The organism is Lachnoclostridium sp. Marseille-P6806 (genome assembly GCF_900625025.1).
GTDB lineage: Bacteria > Bacillota > Clostridia > Lachnospirales > Lachnospiraceae > CAG-791.
Map to the genome: position 1 here is coordinate 1 of NZ_LR130574.1, position 16,744 is coordinate 16,744.

Annotated in this window: 21 protein-coding genes; 4 read left to right on the plus strand and 17 right to left on the minus strand. The window is 50.6% G+C overall.

All coding sequences use genetic code 11. The features are described 5' to 3' along the window. Positions 1 to 96: 96 nt before the first annotated feature. From E0E20_RS00005 to greA, 6 genes are all read right to left on the minus strand, one after another. Positions 97 to 1,176, minus strand: a complete 1,080-nt coding sequence (locus E0E20_RS00005; protein ID WP_165443900.1) for a DUF6017 domain-containing protein — start codon at positions 1,174 to 1,176, stop codon at positions 97 to 99. 1 nt (position 1,177) lies between these two features. Further along, positions 1,178 to 2,092: a ParB/RepB/Spo0J family partition protein gene (locus E0E20_RS00010; protein ID WP_130836039.1), complete on the minus strand. Its 915-nt coding sequence runs from the start codon at positions 2,090 to 2,092 to the stop codon at positions 1,178 to 1,180. After that, on the minus strand, positions 2,082 to 2,867 hold the full coding sequence (locus E0E20_RS00015) for a ParA family protein (protein WP_026667042.1): 786 nt from the start codon (positions 2,865 to 2,867) through the stop codon (positions 2,082 to 2,084). Before E0E20_RS00015 ends, E0E20_RS00010 begins: the two co-directional genes overlap by 11 nt. Positions 2,868 to 2,888: 21 nt before the next feature. After that, positions 2,889 to 3,086 (minus strand): DUF3970 family protein, encoded by a 198-nt coding sequence (locus E0E20_RS00020; RefSeq protein ID WP_130836040.1) that lies wholly within the window; start codon positions 3,084 to 3,086, stop codon positions 2,889 to 2,891. 326 nt (positions 3,087 to 3,412) lie between these two features. Next, entirely contained in the window at positions 3,413 to 4,978 is a 1,566-nt protein-coding gene (lysS, locus tag E0E20_RS00025; RefSeq protein ID WP_442911464.1) for a lysine--tRNA ligase, read from the minus strand. Positions 4,979 to 5,112: 134 nt separating this feature from the next. Next, on the minus strand, positions 5,113 to 5,598 hold the full coding sequence (greA, locus tag E0E20_RS00030; protein ID WP_207302815.1) for a transcription elongation factor GreA: 486 nt from the start codon (positions 5,596 to 5,598) through the stop codon (positions 5,113 to 5,115). A 243-nt stretch (positions 5,599 to 5,841) separates the two neighbouring features. Here greA and E0E20_RS00035 point away from each other — a divergent pair, with 243 nt between their 5' ends. After that, positions 5,842 to 6,123 carry a helix-turn-helix domain-containing protein gene (locus E0E20_RS00035; RefSeq protein WP_130836041.1) on the plus strand — a complete coding sequence of 94 codons (282 nt, stop codon included), beginning with the start codon at positions 5,842 to 5,844 and terminating at the stop codon, positions 6,121 to 6,123. A 31-nt stretch (positions 6,124 to 6,154) separates the two neighbouring features. On the opposite strand, the gene E0E20_RS00040 is transcribed toward E0E20_RS00035, so the two are convergent. Then, positions 6,155 to 6,496: a hypothetical protein gene (locus E0E20_RS00040; protein ID WP_130836042.1), complete on the minus strand. Its 342-nt coding sequence runs from the start codon at positions 6,494 to 6,496 to the stop codon at positions 6,155 to 6,157. Positions 6,497 to 6,508: 12 nt separating this feature from the next. After that, on the minus strand, positions 6,509 to 6,649 hold the full coding sequence (locus E0E20_RS13785) for a hypothetical protein (RefSeq protein WP_165443901.1): 141 nt from the start codon (positions 6,647 to 6,649) through the stop codon (positions 6,509 to 6,511). On the opposite strand from E0E20_RS13785, the gene E0E20_RS00045 reads away from it, so the two are divergent. Beyond that, complete coding sequence (locus E0E20_RS00045) at positions 6,650 to 7,129, plus strand: hypothetical protein (protein WP_130836043.1); 480 nt, start codon at positions 6,650 to 6,652, stop codon at positions 7,127 to 7,129. Positions 7,130 to 7,408: 279 nt separating this feature from the next. Here E0E20_RS00045 and E0E20_RS00050 read toward each other — a convergent pair whose 3' ends face one another. Next, positions 7,409 to 9,478, minus strand: coding sequence for a hypothetical protein (locus tag E0E20_RS00050; RefSeq protein WP_130836044.1), 2,070 nt, complete (start codon positions 9,476 to 9,478; stop codon positions 7,409 to 7,411). Next, on the minus strand, positions 9,475 to 9,960 hold the full coding sequence (locus tag E0E20_RS00055) for an MFS transporter (protein WP_130836045.1): 486 nt from the start codon (positions 9,958 to 9,960) through the stop codon (positions 9,475 to 9,477). Before E0E20_RS00055 ends, E0E20_RS00050 begins: the two co-directional genes overlap by 4 nt. A gap of 447 nt (positions 9,961 to 10,407) precedes the next feature. Here E0E20_RS00055 and E0E20_RS00060 point away from each other — a divergent pair, with 447 nt between their 5' ends. Both E0E20_RS00060 and E0E20_RS00065 read left to right on the plus strand, forming a co-directional pair. Beyond that, positions 10,408 to 10,815 carry a hypothetical protein gene (locus tag E0E20_RS00060; RefSeq protein WP_130836046.1) on the plus strand — a complete coding sequence of 136 codons (408 nt, stop codon included), beginning with the start codon at positions 10,408 to 10,410 and terminating at the stop codon, positions 10,813 to 10,815. Further along, a complete protein-coding gene (locus tag E0E20_RS00065; protein WP_130836047.1) occupies positions 10,778 to 11,062 on the plus strand; it encodes a GHKL domain-containing protein in 285 nt (94 codons plus the stop codon). Before E0E20_RS00060 ends, E0E20_RS00065 begins: the two co-directional genes overlap by 38 nt. 42 nt (positions 11,063 to 11,104) lie before the next feature. On the opposite strand, the gene E0E20_RS00070 is transcribed toward E0E20_RS00065, so the two are convergent. The 7 genes from E0E20_RS00070 to E0E20_RS00100 all read right to left on the minus strand — a co-directional run bounded on the left by E0E20_RS00070 (position 11,105) and on the right by E0E20_RS00100 (position 16,743). After that, the gene (locus tag E0E20_RS00070; RefSeq protein WP_130836048.1) at positions 11,105 to 13,600 is read right to left on the minus strand and encodes an FAD-dependent oxidoreductase; all 2,496 of its coding nucleotides are present in this window, start codon (positions 13,598 to 13,600) and stop codon (positions 11,105 to 11,107) included. Then, on the minus strand, positions 13,597 to 13,902 hold the full coding sequence (locus E0E20_RS00075; protein ID WP_130836049.1) for an ArsR/SmtB family transcription factor: 306 nt from the start codon (positions 13,900 to 13,902) through the stop codon (positions 13,597 to 13,599). Before E0E20_RS00075 ends, E0E20_RS00070 begins: the two co-directional genes overlap by 4 nt. A gap of 140 nt (positions 13,903 to 14,042) precedes the next feature. Further along, complete coding sequence (locus E0E20_RS14690) at positions 14,043 to 14,210, minus strand: ATP-binding protein (RefSeq protein ID WP_442911465.1); 168 nt, start codon at positions 14,208 to 14,210, stop codon at positions 14,043 to 14,045. Between the two features lie 932 nt (positions 14,211 to 15,142). Continuing rightward, positions 15,143 to 15,325 carry a hypothetical protein gene (locus E0E20_RS13790; protein WP_165443903.1) on the minus strand — a complete coding sequence of 61 codons (183 nt, stop codon included), beginning with the start codon at positions 15,323 to 15,325 and terminating at the stop codon, positions 15,143 to 15,145. A gap of 296 nt (positions 15,326 to 15,621) precedes the next feature. Next, entirely contained in the window at positions 15,622 to 15,942 is a 321-nt protein-coding gene (locus E0E20_RS00090; RefSeq protein ID WP_130836052.1) for a type II toxin-antitoxin system RelE/ParE family toxin, read from the minus strand. Then, a complete protein-coding gene (locus E0E20_RS00095; protein WP_130836053.1) occupies positions 15,939 to 16,202 on the minus strand; it encodes a prevent-host-death protein in 264 nt (87 codons plus the stop codon). Before E0E20_RS00095 ends, E0E20_RS00090 begins: the two co-directional genes overlap by 4 nt. 178 nt (positions 16,203 to 16,380) lie before the next feature. After that, on the minus strand, positions 16,381 to 16,743 hold the full coding sequence (locus tag E0E20_RS00100; RefSeq protein ID WP_130836054.1) for a hypothetical protein: 363 nt from the start codon (positions 16,741 to 16,743) through the stop codon (positions 16,381 to 16,383). Between the last annotated feature and the right edge of the window lies 1 nt (position 16,744).

Here is a 16,744-nt window from a genome sequence, read left to right on the forward strand (position 1 = left end):
ATGGCAGGGGGCTTTCACCCCTGATTTGAGATTCAAGTTCTCTGTGAACTTTTCTTATTACTAAGTGCATTCACATGGTGCTGTTCGCTATCGCTGTCAACGATAACTTATGCACAACGTTTCGCACAGCTCTTGAATCTGTGCGTTTCTCTCATCCTCTCTTTGACGTGCCATCTTCTGAGACATCTCGTACCATTCCTCTGTGTGCATATCGTGATGGACAAGCTGTGTGAAGTAATTATCCATCGTTGTAGGCGCATTAAAGAGTGATGCAATCATATACTTTCGCATATTGTGTATCTTACCGAGGTTCTCGGCTATCATCCCCATAACATACTCAACATGGCTTGCTGTCAGTGATAAGATTCTTTTGCGAACAAGCCATTGGGGATACTCTGTCCCTCCGATATTCAGCGATTCCCTTTTCCCGGCTACAAGATCAACCATAACCTCAAACAATTCGTCAAATCGGCTGTTATATTCTGCTCTGTATCTTGCAGACATCTCGTCGTAATAAATATTTGCTTTGATTTGCTCTATGTCTTCATGTATCACATCCTCATCCCATCCTGAGTTATCCACAGGCGAAGCCGCTTCTGTAGTATTACCAGTAACCTGGATAAGATTATGATTAGGCTCAATAATATTTTTTAAATAATTATTAGGATCTATTGGTGCGGAATTTCCCACTTCAAGAACAAGGAAATCCCCATCTCTAGAGATTGGTTTTTCATCATTCAAGACTTCGGTTTTTCCTGTTTCAGAAAAAAGTTTTCCACAATCATCCGTTTCTTCAGAGTACGATTTTTCCGACTTCTTGCTGACAAAATTCTTCACATAAATGATATCCGGTTTGCCCTGCCCTCTGCGTTTTTTCTCGATAAGTCCAAATTCTATGAGATTTTTCAGAGTTGACCTTGCTTTATCAGCACTGCAATCATGAAGCAGTTTCTGTATGGATTCCAGTGATCTTATGACATAGGTTTTTCCTGCCTCATCAACCCATCCGTTCTGCTTTGAAAATGCAACCTGCTCATGTAGAAAACCATACAGGATGCATTCTGCTAGACCTAAATCCAAGTAATCAGGATCCTCGAAAAACACTTTCGGTATCTTCAAGAATCGGAATTGTTCACTTTCTGCACCAGAATAGTAATCGTAATCGAACTTTGGCATTTTACACACCTCCATGCGTCTTACGGTAATCTGCAAGGAGTCTTACGATCAGACTCTCAATTTCTGCATCGCTTGCCTCTGCGGGGAAATACTGCATAATCACTTCATGCTTAATGACAACATTTCTTTCCTTAATACTGGCTACCGCCAACAGAGCGTGGAGTGCTTCTTTTGTGCAGCGTTTTTCCTGTGAGAGCTTTTTTATCTGCTGCGCCTGAGAAAGAGAAGGAACAACATCATCCTCTTTCATCACTTCCAATAGAAGAAACTGCTCATTTGGAGTGATATAGGATAACTCGACTGCTGGGTTAAATTTTATCTTTTTGCTGTCTACCAGCTCCAACAAATCAGGGAGCAATTCTGTCAGGCGAATGTACCTCTGAATTGTCCTTGCACTGTCATTGGAGTTTTCTGCCGCTAAATCATACGACCGATAATTTTCGCCAACTTGGCGCAAATTTTCTTTAGATGGTCTTCCTGCTTTATGTTTTAAGGCATCAAGCTTCATCTTGTAAGCAAACGCCTTCTCACTCGGCAGAATCTCTTCCCTCTGGATATTAGCGTCCACCATCGCAATCACAGCTTCATCATCTGTCAGATCCCTTATGATAACAGGAACCGTCTCCAGTCCGACTATCTCAGCCGCATGTTTACGCCTGTGACCGGATATCACTTCATAGCCGCCTTCAGGTCTGTTACGAACCATGATCGGTACGAGGATACCGTTCTCACGGACGCTTTCAACTGTCTGAGCCATCTTTTCATCATCCAAGACCTTAAACGGATGATTCTGAAATGGGAAAAGCTCTCTGATCGGAACATCAAGCACCTGTCCGGTCTGCTCCTGATCAATACCAAAAAGAGAATCCAGTCCTTTTAGCTGTACCCTGTCCGGAAGTGGTTTCTTAGCAGCCATACGCCAGCACCTCCTTTGTCAGTTCTTCAAACGCCCTTGCGACCTTGCACTTAGGATCATGCTTATATATGCTGTGTCCGTATGCAGTACATTCCTTTGCCCTTACAGACTCCGGTATCATCACATCAAATACCTTTATCTGGCTGCCATAGGCTTCACGGAGCTTTTCTATTATATCTTTCTCATGGTTGGTACGGGTATTTACCTTATTGATAACGATGCCCTCAACCTCCAACTTACGATTGAGTTTTCTCTTAGTAGAGCCTATCGACGCAAGCAGCTGTTGAAGACCTGCCATTGAGAGATACGATGCCTCCACCGGAATGATCACAGAATCCGCTGTTGTCAGCACATTGATTGTCACAAGATTAAGGCTGGGAGAACAGTCGATTAGGATATAATCGTATTCGTCCCTGACGCTTGATACAAAAGCATCCAGCAGATGCTCTCTGCTGAGAGCGTTCATTATCATATAGTCCATACCGGCAAGCTTTATATTGCAGGGCATGAGATCCACGCCTTCATCGTTATGGAGAATATACTCCGCAGGATCTATCGGATCCTCATTTATCTCACGCTCTATGAAAGAAGCAAGAGTGTTCTCCAGTTCATCCGCATTATCTATACCGAGACTGGATGTTAAATTTCCCTGGGGATCAGCATCAATGACCAGTACCTTTTTGTCATTCATGGCAAGACCAACGCTCAAATTGCTTGCCAACGCTGTCTTCCCGACTCCCCCTTTTTGATTAGCTACTGCGATTACTTTAGCCATAACCGTTCCTCCTGTTCCGTATTATCTGTTGCCCTGCCTTTTGCGGGCTTCTATTTTTGTTCTTTTGTCCACATCCGAGAATACTCGGAAGATCTTGTTGGTACCCTTATTCTTTAAGGGCTTGGATTGGCTTGTGATCTGGTACACCTTGTCTTTTTCCATGTGTTCCAGATAATCTTTCAGCTCGTAGGTCGGTCCCGAAACTCTTACTTTTAACATACTCGTTCATTCCTCCTCTGATTGGGTATAATCTCTGTCTCATTTCGGGAACGGTTATTCTCATAATCGCTCTGCCTGCACCTATCGCTGTACTTGTTTTCATGGCATCTCCTCCTTGTAAATGTATTTTTGACCATAACAAAAAGGACACTCTCAAAAGATTTCTCTTTTAGAAAGTGTCCTTAATTTTGCAAAATATTTGATTGACTACCCAAGGAGTAAATGCATTATCATGTACTGTTCTGCATCTACCATTGGAACTATTGTGGCACTTTTGTGGTACCTAAGTTCCTTTTACCACTTGAAACCCTTGATTTTACTGGGGTTTACTTGCTTGTTGACTTCAAGGTCGGGAACAGAATCACGTCCCGGATCGCCATGCTGTTCGTCAGCAGCATCGCCAGTCTGTCGATCCCGTACCCGATGCCGCCGGTCGGAGGCATGCCGATCTCCATCGCATGAAGAAAGTCCTCATCGGTATGGTTCGCCTCGGCGTCCCCGGCATCCGCCAGCGCGTCCTGCGCAGCGAAGCGCTCCCGCTGGTCAATCGGATCGTTCAGCTCGGAGTAGGCATTGCACATCTCCCAGCCATTGATATAGAGCTCGAAGCGCTCGACCTTCGCCGCATCGTCCGGCTTCTTTTTCGTGAGCGGAGATATCTCAATCGGATGATCCATGATGAACGTCGGCTGAATCATCTTATCCTCGCAGAACTCGTCGAAAAACAGATTGACGATATCGCCTTTCTTATGCCGTTCCTCAAACTCGATTCCACGGTCTCTCGCGAGCACTTTTGCCTCTTCATCCGTCAGAACCGCATCGAAATCAATCCCGGTCTGCTCCCTGATGGCCTCAACCATTGTCAGGCGCCGGAACGGCCTGCCAAGATTAATTTCCTGTCCTGTTCCCGCTTCTCTGTCTCCGTAATAGATCGTCGTGGTACCGCAGACCTTCTCCGCAAGATACCGGAACATGCTCTCGGTCAGTTCCATCATCCCGTTGTAATCCGTATACGCCTGATACAGCTCCATCAGCGTAAATTCGGGGTTATGGCGGGTATCCACTCCCTCGTTCCGGAAAACGCGTCCGATCTCGAACACTCTCTCAAAGCCGCCGATGATAAGGCGCTTCAGATAGAGCTCCAGCGAAATGCGGAGCTTCACATCCTCATTCAGCGCATTGTAATGCGTCTCAAACGGACGCGCCGCCGCCCCGCCGGCGTTGGGGACCAGCATGGGCGTTTCGACCTCCATAAAATCTCTTGCCGCAAGGAAATTCCGGATCTCCCTGAGAATCTGCGAGCGCTTGCGGAACGTCTCTGCGCTCTCGCGGTTCATAATGAGATCAAGATACCGCTGGCGATAGCGGGTATCCGTATCCTGAAGACCGTGGAATTTCTCCGGAAGCGGGTACAGAGACTTGGCCAGAAGCGTCAGCTCCCCGGCATGTACGCTGATTTCTCCGGTTTTTGTCGTAAACGCATAGCCTTTCACACCGACGATATCGCCGATGTCCATGCGCTTGAATTCCTTATAGCTTTCCTCACCAATGGCATCGCGGGCCACATAGACCTGAATGCTGCCATCCCGGTCCTGCACATTGCAGAAAGATGCCTTGCCCATAATGCGCTTGAACATCAGACGTCCGGCAATGGAAAGCACCGCCGGCTTCTCGGTCACATTGCCCTCGCCATCCGTCTTTCCGGCGAGTTCTTCGTAATGTGCTTTGATCTCTGCGCTGTGATGGGTCTGGTCATAGCGGACGATCTGAAACGGATCCTTGCCCGCCTCCCTGAGTTCCCTCAGCTTATCATAGCGCACGGCCAGAAGCTGATTCATATCGACCGGCACCGCACTCTGATTTCCGTTCTGCGCGTTGTTCTGCTCTGCCACGTCTTATCCTCTTTTATATATCTTCTTTAATTAATACACTTAAATATTTGCCTGCTTTATATCTGTCCGCTCTGTATCTGTCTGTTTTATATTCGCTTGTCTTGGAACAGATTCGCTTCAGAACCGCTTCTGTATCAGTTGCCGCTTCTGTCGATTCCGAGAACCTTGTACTGGAAGCTCCCCGCTGGGCTGCTGACCGTCACGGTCTGTCCGACCTTTGCCCCCAGAAGAGCGCGGCCGACCGGAGATTCATTGGAAATTTTGCCGCGAATGCTGTCCGCCTCGGTAGAACCGACAATTTTATACTCGATCTCTTCTTTTTCTTCCATATCAAGCAGGCGGACCTTGCAGCCGACACCGATCTTATCGACCTCAACCTCGTCCTCGACGACAACCTCGACGTTCTTAAGGAGCTTTTCGAGCTCCTCGATGCGGGACTCAATGTCTCTCTGCTCGTCCTTGGCCGCGTCGTACTCGCCGTTCTCGGAAAGGTCGCCCTGTGCGCGCGCCTCTTTCAGCTTCTGTGCGACCTCCTGCCGCCGGTTGACCTTGAGGTTATGAAGCTCATCCTCATATTTCCGCAGGCCCTCATAGGTCAGAACTGTTTTCTTTTCTATCATTTCATCCATGATTTGTATACACTCCCATACTCACCCGAATCCGCACACATGACATCGCCATATCCGCAGAAGCCGTTTATACAAAGCGCCGCTTTCATGCGCTTTTCCCACATTTCCAGCTCGGCTCTCCGCACAGATTGCACAGTATTATACAAATTCCGGAGTGGAGTGTCAACGTTCCTCCGCAGGGTTTTGACCTCTGCTATTGACATTTAACTTACCCATTTTTCAGAAAGGAGTTTTATGTCAATGAACAAAGTGGCCCACCTCTCCGAGGATGACCGCATCCGCATCGAAGCCCTCCTGCAGGAGGGCTTCTTCTTTCGCTATATCGCAGACCGGCTCGGCAAGGCCCCCTCCACGATTTCTCGGGAGCTAAAAAAATATACGGTCATTCTTTCCTCGCGACATTGTGACTGTCTCCATTCCGGCACCTGTACGATGCATCACGTCTGCGGAGCCGGGGGCTGCAGGAAAAAGTACAAGACCTGTCCCAAAGCGAAAGCGTACTTGTCCGGACTATGAAAAGGCCCTCTGTGACCCCCTCTTAAACCGGTCAACGCCTCTCTGCAACGCCTGTCCCCAAAAAGGACTTTGTCACTATCAGCGGCACCTCTATGACGCCGGGAAAGCACACGCACAATACCGGGACTCTCTCACAAACTCCTGAAACGACTTTGACCTTACCGCCGGGCAGTTCCGCCAGATCGACCAGCTTGTCAGCCCGCTTGTGAAAAAAGGACAGTCCATTTGCCACATTGTGCAAAACAACAGGGATATCCTCCCCATCAGCGAGTCCACCCTCCGGCGTCTCATCGGCCGCGGGGAACTCGGGGTACGCAGCATCGACCTGCCCGAGGCCGTTAAGCGCAGCCCCCGCAGGAAACCAATACCACACCCTCTGCCTCCTTTATCCAAGGCCGGTCACCTGTACTCTGACTGCCTTGCCTGCATACAGAAGCATGATACTCCTGTTATCCAGATAAACTGCGTAGAGGAACGGCAGACGGACAAAGCCGCTATCCTTACTCTGCATTTCGTATCGTTCCATATGCAGCTCACTTTCATCCTTGAAAAGCATACCGCCGCCGATGTTGTGAACACACCGGACAAGATCGAAGCCTCTCTGGGAAAGAATCTCTTCTCCGCCTGCTTCCCGATGATCCTTGCGGACAACGGGCACGAGTTTACGGACATAAGCGGCATGGAACGCTCCCTCTTTGGAGGGCAGCGCACAAACGTATTTTTCTGCGAGCCCAATCGTTCCGACGAGAAAGGCGAATGCGAGAACAATCATAAGCTGCTTCGCAGCGTGATCCCGAAAGTCTCTTCTCTTGCGTGTGTCGCACAGTCCGACATGACACGGCTGACCAATCACGTGAACAGCTACGCAAGAAAGTCCCTCTTTGGAAAGTGCCCTTATGAGCTTGCGATGACGGTTCTGCCGGAAGATTTCTTCCTCCTGCTCGGACTAAAACGCATCGCTGGAAACGAGGTCATGCTGACACCGGAGCTGGTGAAACACCGCTGACCTGTCAGAGTTACCGCAACACCGCCATATGTTGCATTTAACCTGAAACATCCCGTTTCAGGTCTTTTTAGCATACGCATTTTTCGATAAAAACAACGAAAATGAGGTATTTTGGTATGAAAGAAGCCGCGATGCGCGTCCTCAAGACTGGGCTTCGTCTTGGGATACCTGTCAAGCCCCAATACTTTCCGGCGCTGCTGCTCGGCTCTGAGATCGGTGCCGTTTTCATAACCGGTGCTGCCTCTCATCAGATCCGGCAAAGAATCCATCAGAAGCTGTTCAGCGGACTTCCACACACACGCGTTTCAGATTCCTACACTGGGTGAAAATATCCGAAATATCGCCCTTGCGGTTGCTCTGCACCTTAAGGCAGGGATAATACAGACCCGGCTCGGAGAATATGTGACTCGTCTCCACGATCACCCGATCCGCTGTTCCCTCGTTCGCGGGTATCCTGTGCAGTTCCTCCGAGTGTGACCAATCGTTCGTGCACTCGTAATCCCAAGCCGCCTTTGTCACCCGGCCCGCGTTGGCAGGCACCTCGATCACGGCCTCAAAGCGCACGATCTCTCCAACGGCAGCAATCACCTTTTCCCCGGCAGGCTGATCCGCGGTGCTGACCAGTGCGTCCGCGACCGGCTGCATTCCACCGCGCTCAGAAGCTGTCGCCGGTACGCTCACTTGGCCGTCCTTCACGGTATAGTTCACCGTCGGCAGCGGTTCAATCCCTTTTTCCACCCATGCCGCCACGTCCAGCAGCGCCTGATGCAATGTTCCGAGGTAATCGACCTGGTGCTGCGGATCATCCAGATAACCCGCGCGGTCGTCGTGAATACTGTTATCATGGTAATACAGACGAAAGCTCTCGGACTTTCCATGGCGTGCGACTGCTTTGCGGTACCAGTCGCCATGCCAGGGATAAGCGCTTTCGTCCAGCAGCGAGCACAGGCCGATGACCTTGCCGTGGATATCGCCGTCAATCAGCAGCCCGGCGCCGCTCGTCGCGATGGACTTGGCGATCAGCATGGGAAGCTGCGCGGGGATAGGCCTGCCCTCTTCGTCCCGGAACTGGTCGTAAACCTCATAGCTTTTATCCGGGATCTGGTGACGATGAAAGAACTGCATCGCAATCGCGTCGGAGTTGTCGACCATGATCTCGTCACCAATGGCAAGCCCCCTAAAGGGATTGACGTTCCACGCGCCGTTGTTTTCGGGATGGAGCGTGATGAGATCGCCGTTGATCTCGGCAATGTTAATTTCGGCCCCCTTACAGGCTCCGGAAAGAACACGCAGACGACAGTGGTACTGATACGATCCCTCTGGAGGGAGATCATTCATGCGTATTTGGGGGAGAGGTTCTCCTCCGAGAAGGGTATTAAACCAGCTGTTGTCTACGCTGGTGAATTCCTCTTCCTTTTGAACCCTTTCCTCCTCGTAGATCACTTCTTTAACAGTCGTGACATGCTGCATCCGGTCGCGCATAGCGTCGCTCACGGGATCCGCGCCTTCATAACCTTCTTTCTCCCAGAAGTCCTGAAAATATGCCGGGAACAGCCGGTAGACCGAAGGAACCAGCACCATCAGTGCGCCATCTCCCATGAAGGGGTGGCAAAACCATGCCCTTTCCGGAAAACCCATCGCGGTCGCTTCGCGAAGTGCGGCCCTCTGGAGCTCATCGAGCCCTTCGTAGATGTCGCCGGAGCCGCCGGGCTCCATCGCGGCCATGACCTTCTGCAGCCCTTTCTCACCCAACACGCGGGCGGCCCGCTGACGCGAGGCAAAGACGTTCGGCGCGGCCACGGGATTAGCCATGACATAAGGCACCGCGCCGTCCCAGATCCCTTCGGTTGCTTCCATCGCACCCATGGTCTTGAACGAGCCGCCGCTGCCGCCGAAGATGTAGCCGAAAGGCCGCTCGTCCGTCTGATACAGACGCTTGGCGACCTCACGGCTGAACTCGGCGGAAGCGGAGCTGGATTTGTACAGGCGGGACGGATCGTGACCGACCACGAAGCCTCCCTGATTGGAGACAACATAGTAGGCGCCGTGGGTCAGGCAGAAAGAGATTTTGTCGTCCTCGCCGCATAAACGCTCAGATTCATGCTCGTCCTCCGGCGCGGGAGAAACGTACTGGAAGAAGCGGTCCTCATAGGCTTCCTTATCGGGAAAGTAGAAACAGAAACGTACCTCATTCGTACCGTCGAGCTCGGTCCCCCGGAAACCGCCGTGCACATAGATGTGGGGGACCGGCGACAGGCGCTCTTCCTCCACATCAATATAGGGTTCGCTGAAATAGGGATCGTTTGCGGGATGATACAGTGCCATCTGTTTTCTCCTTTCTGAACTCAAGAATTGGCTGAAGTTCGCGCGGTCGCAAGTTCTTTCGCCGCGTGCCTGGCAGCAAGGTCTTCTGAAATCTGGTTCTTTTTTATATCAAGCTTGTAAAAACTCAGCGTAAAGAGAATGAACAAATAAAAGACGGTGATTGCAGGCCCATACAGAAATCGGATCATACGGAGGGCCGAACTGATCTGCACGGTAGCCATTCCGTCAAAGTGTGCGGCATTGAGCATGATGCCGAGAATAAAGGTTCCGAATGCACTGCCGATCTTGCCGGCCAGACTGGTAACACTGCTGACCGTGTCTTCCATGCGCGGTCGATTTTGCCATTCATTATAATCGGCACATTCAATGATGAACAGGCCGAGCAGATAGCTGATGGGCAGATACCTCATGCCGGTGATAACGGCACCTGCCGCCAGCAGTATAAGATTGTCTTTGGCGATCCAATTGAGCAGGCCTCCGACCGCCGCAAGTGTGCAGCCGATCATGACCAGTATTGGAAAGAATCAGCATAATGGCCAAGCAGAATTGCAAAGAAAAGCACCAAGCGGCTCCACCCGGAGAGAGAAGAAATAATAGGCGCTTCCAGCAATCTGTCTCGGCCATTTTGTATCCCGTTTGTATGTCCTGGCACCTCCCGCACAGGCTTGAGCTCTGTCAGGGTTTAATTATACGGGGAACAGTCCGGTGGATCAGGATTCTATTTGGCTTTGAGGAGCAATTTTTAGCTTTCTTTTACAGCAACCGTTGTTTTACAGTAACCTATAACCTATGTTTGAAATAAACCATACCCTCTTGTAAGGAAAGAAACTGAACACAGTATGGTATTGGCACTTCCATTTCGTGTGTGATAAACTTTTACTGTCCATTTGGACCGCCTCCTATTTCTTTGAGTTAGGCTCGCAACACCCAGCTCATCGTATCATAGGAGGCTTTTGTATCATATCCTCTACGCTTCCGCACAGGCCTTTGCGTTCGCCGAATTTATGGCTTCCGTCTCATGGTTTCTGAACGTGTTCTGGCTCTGCCCCGAAGCGCCGCGTTCTCTTCCTGCGGCGATCTGCGCGGCGGTCTGCTACGCAGCCATCCTCCTTGCGTTCTTCCTCGTCTCCGGGAGCGGATCCTTAAACGGAGACTACGGCAAAATTCCTGCTCCGAGCCTCATCGCCGCAGCCGCCATCGTCTTCTCCAGCTACGTGGCAAGCGGGCTCGGCATCACCTCCGGTCAGAATATGGCCAGACCTGTCGCGGAAGCCATGTTCGGAATACGTGCGCTGACCGATTTTGCCGGCGTCTGTATGCTGTATGCTGTACGCCCACAGCCTCCAGCTGTACAACGCTAAAATTTCGAAAGACAATAGCGTTCTCCGCTTGGTGTTCGAGAACTACTACGAGGGCTCTGCCCTCCCGGAGGAGAGCCTCCCGAAGACCTCCAAGAAGGACACCGCGCTCCACGGCTACGGGCTCAGGAGCATACAGCACGTGATCCAAAGCTACGACGGCCAGCTGCAGCTCCTGCCGTCCGGCGGCTGGTTCAAGCTCCGTATCCTGATCCCCATATCGCAGAAAGCGACGGAGCAGACCGGGTGAAATATCGCCCGCGAAAGGGCAAAACGGCAGCCCCGCCCTTCGTCATATAAACAGATTCATATTGGAGTGGTCGTTATCATTCAGCATGGACGCGACCCCGCCGATTTCCACGCCCTCAATCAGCTCCTCCCGGGTGATGCCCATCACATCCATCGACATCTGACAGGCGGTCAGCTTCACCCCTGCATCCCGCGCCTCCGCGATCAGCTCCTCCAGCGATGCGATGCCTTTCTTTTTCATCACCGCGCGCATCATCCCGGAGCCCAGACCCGCAAAGTTCATTTTGGAAAGCGCGAGTTTCCCGGAGCCTCTCGGCATCATCATGCCGAAGAGCTTTCCGACAAGATCCTTCTGCACCGCTGTCTTTTCCGGTCTTCTCAGGATATTCAGTCCCCAGAACGTAAAGAACATGTTGACCTTATTGCCCATGGCGGCGCTTCCTGTCGCGATGATAAAGGCCGCGATGGCCTTGTCAAGATCTCCGTCAAAGACAATCATGGTCTTTTCTTTGCGCGTGTCCATCCCGGCTTCCCCGGCGCAAACCGCAGCTCCGCAGCCTTTTCGTATTTTGGCGGTAAATTTTCCCTTGTCCTCCTGCGTATCCAGAAGCGTATTTCCGGTATTGTCGCACCAGCTTTCGATATCCCTGACAAACCCGGGGTCCGTCGCTTCGACGCTCAGAATTTCTCCCTCCTGCATCGCAGCGACTCTTTTGGACACCCTCACAATCGGTCCCGGGCAGCTCAGTCCGCAGGCATCCAGATGAAAGGATTGCTGCTCTCCGCTCTTCAGCTTATCCTGATCTGTGGAAGCCGGGCGCCGTGCGTCTGCGCTCCCTCTTCCTAATCCGCCCGTTCCTCCGGCGTTTTTTCCATCTCCTGCTTTGTCGCTTCTTGTTCTGTCGCCAAAGGTCCGATATCCTCCCTGAAGATTTCTCACGGTAAATCCGGCCTGCTTTAAGATTCTCTCGGTCAGATACCCCCGCAGACCGACCGCGCAGTATACGACATAGCTTGTCGATGTATCCAGCTCGCCAAGTCTGCTGCGCAGCGAGGTCAGGGGCATCCGCAGTGCGCCCTCTATGGTTCCCATGGCAAACTCCGCTTCTTCCCGCACATCGATCAGCGTAAAGGAATCCTTTCCGGCCTCATATTCTTCCCATGTGATCGGTTCCGTCAATCCCTCCAGTATATTCGACGCGACATATCCCGCCATATTCACCGGATCCTTGGCAGAGGAATACGGCGGCGCATACGCAAGCTCCAGCTTGGTCAGATCATACACCGTTCCCCGATAATGAATGCTGGAGGCGATGGTGTCGATCCTCTTGTCCACACCGTCATAGCCCGCGATCTGCGCGCCCAGAATCCTCCCGTCTGCCATATCAAAGAGCAGCTTTAAGGTCATGGGCGCCGCGCCCGGATAGTATCCGGCATGAGACATCGGATGAATGAGTGCGATTCCGTAATCGTTCCAAAGAACTTTCCCCGCCGCTTTCAGCGCTTTCTCATTGAGGCCGACCGAGGCCGCCGTCATGTCAAAGACCTTGGCCACGCTGGTTCCAAGCGTCCCGTCGTAGGTCTCGGCTTTCATTCCCAGAATATTCGCTGCCACAGCCCGGCCCTGCTTATTGGCAGGCCCCGCCAGAGGAACCATTCCCTTGCCGCCGGTGAGCGGGTTCACGATCTCAATCATATCCCCGATCGCGTAAATCGAGGGGTCGCTGGTCTTCATTCTCTCATCGACAATCACGCCGCCCCGCTGTCCGACGGCGAGGCCCGCTTCTTTCGCGAGCGCAGAATTCGGCCGCACGCCGACTGAGAGCAGAATCATATCGGTCTCCACCCTGCTGCCGTCGCTCATGACGGCGGTTTTTCCGCTTCCCTCCACGGCGGACAGCCCGGTATTCAGCAGAAGACGGATTCCCTTTGCTCTCATATGGTCTTCCAGCAGCTTTGCCATGTCCGGATCAAACGGCGGCATCACCTGCCCGGCGAACTCCGCCAGCGTCACCTCCATCCCTCTGTCATGCAGGTTCTCCGCCATTTCGATTCCAATAAAGCCTCCGCCGGTGACCAGCGCTTTCCCCGGCCGCTTCTCCTCTATAAAGCGATAGATCCTGTCCGTGTCCGGAATATTCCAGAGCGTAAACACATTTTCCGCCTCTTTGCCCGGAATTTCCGGCACAAAAGGAGTCGAGCCGGTAGAAAGCAACAGCACATCATACGGCTCCGTGTACTCTCTGCCGTTCTTTCTGTCCGCGATCTCGATGGTCTTTTCCTCCGGCCGAATCTTCGTCACCTCCGAGAAGTTTCTGATCTCAATGCCGTATTTGCCGGTGATCGACGGAATATCGGATACAAAAAGAGCATCCCTTGATTTGATCGTTCCTCCCAAATAATACGGAAGACCGCAGTTCGCAAAGGAAACAAATTCCCCTCTTTCCAGCAGGAGGATCTCCGCCGTTTCATCCAGCCGCCGGAGTCTGGCCGCCGCCGTGGCGCCTCCCGCAACACCGCCTACAATAATGATCTTCATCTTTCCTCTCCCTCCTCATCAAACATAACCGACAGAATTCTCTTTATCTGTTCATTTTTAATAAAGTAATAAACGTTCTGGCCCTCTTTCTCACAATCCAGAACGCCCAGACTGCGCATTTTTGCCAGATGCTGACTGATATTCGACTGGCTCGTGTCCATGCAGTCCATAAAATACGTCACATTGCATCTGCCGTGCTCATACAGCTTTCGGACAAGGCACAGGCGAACCGGGTGCGCGATAGCCCGCAGCAGCTCTGCTTTCTGCTTTATTTCCTCACGGTATGTCCGACTCATCTCCATTTTCTTCTCCTTTTTATTATTATATAATAATATGCTAATATAATAAACGCATCCATCCGATTTGTCCAGCAGAATTTCCCGACGCCTCCTGCTGTGTTTGTGTTAACCCATACCGGCTGTTATCCCGCTTATTTCACACTCTACAAAACCGGCAGCTCCACGCAGAACGTATTCTTTCCCTCCTTGCATTCGACAGATACCTTTCCTCTGTGCTGCCGAATGATCGCATCCAAAAGCGCCAGTCCGAGGCCATAGCTCCCGTTGCTCGAATGCGCGGTATCCCGGCGGTAGAATCTTGACAATTCCAAGCATGGTCAGGAACGAACGCATCTTATTGCTTTTGATATTAGAGAGCACCATCTCTATGCTCTGCTTAACAATGGACAGGCTACGCATCGGCAAGTTCTCCTTCGCTGATTACGCCGTCTAAGATCTTGACCATGCGCCCGGCATGTGCCGCGATCTTGGTCTCATGCGTAATCATAATGATTCTGCTCAGCTCGTTGAACAGATTCATAACTTGGGCGCCGGTCTTCTGATCCAGCGAACCGGTGGGCTCGTTCTTCAGCCATAGCCTGCCTCACTGGAGACCTCCGCCTGAGGGCGCGCCGCCCTGCATACCGCCGCCGAACATGCCGCCCATACCGGATGCCGGATTGGAAGCCAAGACTTCCGTTGCAATGGTATAATAAATGATATCTCTGTCCATTGGATGAAAGATCGAGCATTACGTCTTCCCCGTCTCCCTCTCCGGAGCTTTCCGCAAGGTTATCCATATCCAGAAACATCATATTGTCAGCCATGTTAATCTCCCACGCCGAAGCGTCTTTTTGCGATTGCGATGGGGGCTATTTGAGCTTCGGCACAAATAGCGTGTGCAACATCCCTGCGCTGGCGCGCAGGGATGTGAGCCGCTTCGCGTCTCATGCCGTCCCACTACGTAACAGCACCTTTCGTTCACAGAGCAAATCAGCGCATCAGCGTGATTTTTCACACTGTACCTCTCCATCTGCAAACTTTAGTGTGTAATATAGCAGGCCAAACTGAAATGATGCTGAAATCCGGAACTGATCGATGCAGATTTATGAGTGCCGCAGTCGTATGGCGCAGAAAATCAGAAAAAGCAGGGTTCCTGCCGAACACACAGTTCCGCAAGCCCCTGCTCTTTTCACATTTCATTCATATCATCCGCTGTGCAATGACAATCGCCCTCGTGATCCCTCCTATGGGTTTTATTTTACTATTGATACAACACCATGACATAATTCAAGAGCTCAATCCCCACAGTCAGGCCGTCCACAATATTAAGATTGCCGTCAGAATATAAATATACATATTTGATCTCACCCGGCTGCAGTTCAAATGGCTCTGTCACTGCCTGCTCCCCTGACACGGAATCGGATATCACCTTTCCATCCAGCATTGCCTTTATTCTCTTCGGTTCAACCGCAAATGTTCCGAAGCTTAATGATAAATTCTGCGCCGTATCCGAATAATTGGTGACAGCAATTACAGAATTTTTCTCACATGTCCTCCGCAATTCCTTATTTTACAGGTTTTCTCAGAGTGTCTCCATTGTTCAAATTCGACTGCTTGTTTTCTACAAACCGTTCTTTCCTGCTACATTTCAGGATTTCAAAACATATTATTTGATACATTTTCCATGTATATTTACACCATTATGCTGGCGGCCCAAATTGTTGCCATCCCGCACTTATCCTATTTATCAGTTCCGAGGTGAAGATATCTCATGTAGTCGCTTGCTGCAAACAACACTCTATCAACAAGCATCTTATCCCCATCCATTCGGTAAAAGGCCAGATACGCCTTAAATACAACAAAGTAGTAACCAGTAAATAGATCCTGATAGTACAGAGGAGCTCCGGACTTCGGATGATCTGCTTTCGCTTCAACCTTATCCATTAAGTCATCCAGATACTTCTGCGTTATTTCATAATCCTTGGACGCTTCAAATACTTCGTTCCAGACTCGATCAAGATCTCGGATTGCCACCTGAGAATATTCTACATGATACTTCATCTGCGCTTACCATGAAAATGTGCTCTAACATCCTCAACAGACACATATTCCTCTTCTTCTCCGGAACGTCTTCCCTCGTTCAATTCACACATAAGGCGAAGCATAGCTTTCGTCTTTTCGAATTCATCATCTTCTGCAATATCTCGGATTGTATATTTGCCTCTGCCATTGACTGTAAGATAAACAGGAGAGCCAATGGATACGTTTTCTAAAACAGAATTATAATTTCTGAGATCGGAAACAGGATTTATAACTGCCATAGAATCACATCCTTTCTTTGCTTCATCTTTACAGACATATTAGCATGCATAAATCAGCTGCTCAAGATATTTCGATGAATTTTACGAAGAATTCGTCGCACTAAATTTTCACAGTCTGATATGGTTATTTCCAGCTTCAACCTGTACTTCCTAATTTTTTCTCACTCAAACTGATTTCTTAGAGCGACTGGTGAATCCGGCCGCTCTTTTTTGCAGTCATATATACGTCCTTAAACATTCGTTTCATGCCGCCCCCAACAAGGATGTTGTAAGGCATCACCAGGCCATCTGATATGATAACATCCCGGAATGGCATAAAAGTCGCTTCCAGCAATAGCGGCATGGGAGCTCCGTAAAACCTTTCCTTCAGATAGGCATCTATTATTGTGACATCAGACCACAGCTTGTTCGCCACCTCTTTCACTTCTGCCGGATCCGGTTCTTTTGCTGTTGCAATGCTCTTCCGTTTACGATTAATACGATACTTCCTGTTCACAAAGTCGAGCAGCGGCAGCCATAGTCTTATAATACAGTTCTCCATC

Coding starts and splice junctions, on each gene's coding strand:
- E0E20_RS00055 (WP_130836045.1), bottom strand. CDS start 9,960: ATGATCGGCTGCACACTTGCGGCGGTCGGAGGCCTGCTCAATTGGATC.
- E0E20_RS00090 (WP_130836052.1), bottom strand. CDS start 15,942: ATGAAGTATCATGTAGAATATTCTCAGGTGGCAATCCGAGATCTTGAT.
- E0E20_RS00020 (WP_130836040.1), bottom strand. CDS start 3,086: ATGTTAAAAGTAAGAGTTTCGGGACCGACCTACGAGCTGAAAGATTAT.
- E0E20_RS13785 (WP_165443901.1), bottom strand. CDS start 6,649: ATGGAACGATACGAAATGCAGAGTAAGGATAGCGGCTTTGTCCGTCTG.
- E0E20_RS13790 (WP_165443903.1), bottom strand. CDS start 15,325: ATGCTGGATGGAAAGGTGATATCCGATTCCGTGTCAGGGGAGCAGGCA.
- E0E20_RS00005 (WP_165443900.1), bottom strand. CDS start 1,176: ATGCCAAAGTTCGATTACGATTACTATTCTGGTGCAGAAAGTGAACAA.
- E0E20_RS00010 (WP_130836039.1), bottom strand. CDS start 2,092: ATGGCTGCTAAGAAACCACTTCCGGACAGGGTACAGCTAAAAGGACTG.
- greA (WP_207302815.1), bottom strand. CDS start 5,598: ATGATAGAAAAGAAAACAGTTCTGACCTATGAGGGCCTGCGGAAATAT.
- E0E20_RS00045 (WP_130836043.1), top strand. CDS start 6,650: ATGCAGCTCACTTTCATCCTTGAAAAGCATACCGCCGCCGATGTTGTG.
- E0E20_RS00070 (WP_130836048.1), bottom strand. CDS start 13,600: ATGAAGATCATTATTGTAGGCGGTGTTGCGGGAGGCGCCACGGCGGCG.
- E0E20_RS00015 (WP_026667042.1), bottom strand. CDS start 2,867: ATGGCTAAAGTAATCGCAGTAGCTAATCAAAAAGGGGGAGTCGGGAAG.
- E0E20_RS00075 (WP_130836049.1), bottom strand. CDS start 13,902: ATGGAGATGAGTCGGACATACCGTGAGGAAATAAAGCAGAAAGCAGAG.
- E0E20_RS00095 (WP_130836053.1), bottom strand. CDS start 16,202: ATGGCAGTTATAAATCCTGTTTCCGATCTCAGAAATTATAATTCTGTT.
- E0E20_RS00065 (WP_130836047.1), top strand. CDS start 10,778: ATGCTGTACGCCCACAGCCTCCAGCTGTACAACGCTAAAATTTCGAAA.
- E0E20_RS00035 (WP_130836041.1), top strand. CDS start 5,842: ATGTCAATGAACAAAGTGGCCCACCTCTCCGAGGATGACCGCATCCGC.
- E0E20_RS00100 (WP_130836054.1), bottom strand. CDS start 16,743: ATGGAGAACTGTATTATAAGACTATGGCTGCCGCTGCTCGACTTTGTG.